We start from the raw sequence: 1,119 nt of genomic DNA, 5'->3' as shown, positions 1-1,119 counted from the left end.
GTCAAGAGATGAAGAAATTCGTACTGATTTCTTTATCGTTGTTTCAAAGCATACGACTGCCGAGAATACGCTAAAAGTATTAACAAAGCTGGAAACGATCCCCGCGGTCAGTCTGTTCTCTACTCTTCAGACTTCTGAGCAGCAATGGGCTCCAACAACAACGGTTACATTGGATGAGCTTATTACTACACTCGTGAGCGAAGGAAGAGATCCTGTATTAACAGGTCTTGTTGTTTTGGGAGACGAGCAAATAGGGCAAGAAAAGAGAAATATGGAGAAGGTTCTGACCCCAACTACATTGCAATATTCGGGACTCGCGGTATTTAAGAAGGATAAGTTGATTGGTTGGCTAAATGAAACTGAAAGCAAAGCATACAACTATATTAGCGATGAAATTAAAAGCACGGTTGGTTTTGTTGCTTGTCCACAAGGCGGAAAAATTACGTTCGAGGTCATTCGGTCTAAGACAAAGGTCAAAGGCAGCGTAAAGAATGGACAACCTCAGATCGATATTGAAGTACGAATAGAAATTAATATAGGGGAAGTACAATGCTCCATAGATTTGTTGGAGACGAAAAATATTGCAGAAGTAGAAAGGCTAGCAAACAGCAAAGTGGAAGGTTTCATTGACGCGACAGTAAAAAAAGTGCAGAAAAAATACAAAGTTGATATTTTTGGATTTGGGGATGTTATTCATCGTTCGAATCCTAAAGATTGGAGAAAGCTCAAAAAAAATTGGGATCACACTTTTGAGACGATGCCAGTAAATGTGAAGGTAAATCATAAGATTCGACATTTAGGTACGGTGTCTAATTCCTTTCTGGAAGACATGAAGAAAGAGGAGTGAAGATGCACATATGGTACCTATCATAGTGATCCTTGTAGCGGTCGCTTTAATTATTGCCATTGATGTTCCTGCGCTATTAAGAGGAAAATCAAAAAAAGAATTATGGATATTTTCCATTCTTCTGCTGTTTGGGACTGTAATAGGCATTGCTCAAGCTTTACATATTGGACTCCCCAACCCTTTGGATGGGATTATCTACATATATAATCCTGTTTCACACTTATTGGACACATGGTTAAAATAAAGCTGTCTAAAATATAGAATGTCATCTG

At 38.6% G+C, this 1,119-nt stretch carries 2 protein-coding genes; both read left to right on the top strand.

Annotated elements, in window-relative coordinates:
* A partial coding sequence (locus tag AC1DSE_RS35630) for a Ger(x)C family spore germination protein (RefSeq protein WP_477529166.1) occupies positions 1-847 on the top strand: 847 nt, incomplete at its 5' end.
* Between the two features lie 10 nt (positions 848-857).
* A complete protein-coding gene (locus AC1DSE_RS35625) occupies positions 858-1,091 on the top strand; it encodes a hypothetical protein (protein ID WP_477509648.1) in 234 nt (77 codons plus the stop codon).
* Positions 1,092-1,119 lie beyond the last annotated feature (28 nt).

The organism is Paenibacillus sp. 01L418, from assembly GCF_056400045.1.
The sequence above is the reverse complement of the archived record's forward strand: the minus strand, read 5'-3'. Positions and strand labels throughout refer to the sequence as shown.

What these genes read in the sequence shown, in the direction of transcription:
- AC1DSE_RS35625 (WP_477509648.1), top strand. Translation starts at nt 858, where the DNA reads ATGGTACCTATCATAGTGATCCTTGTAGCGGTCGCTTTAATTATTGCC.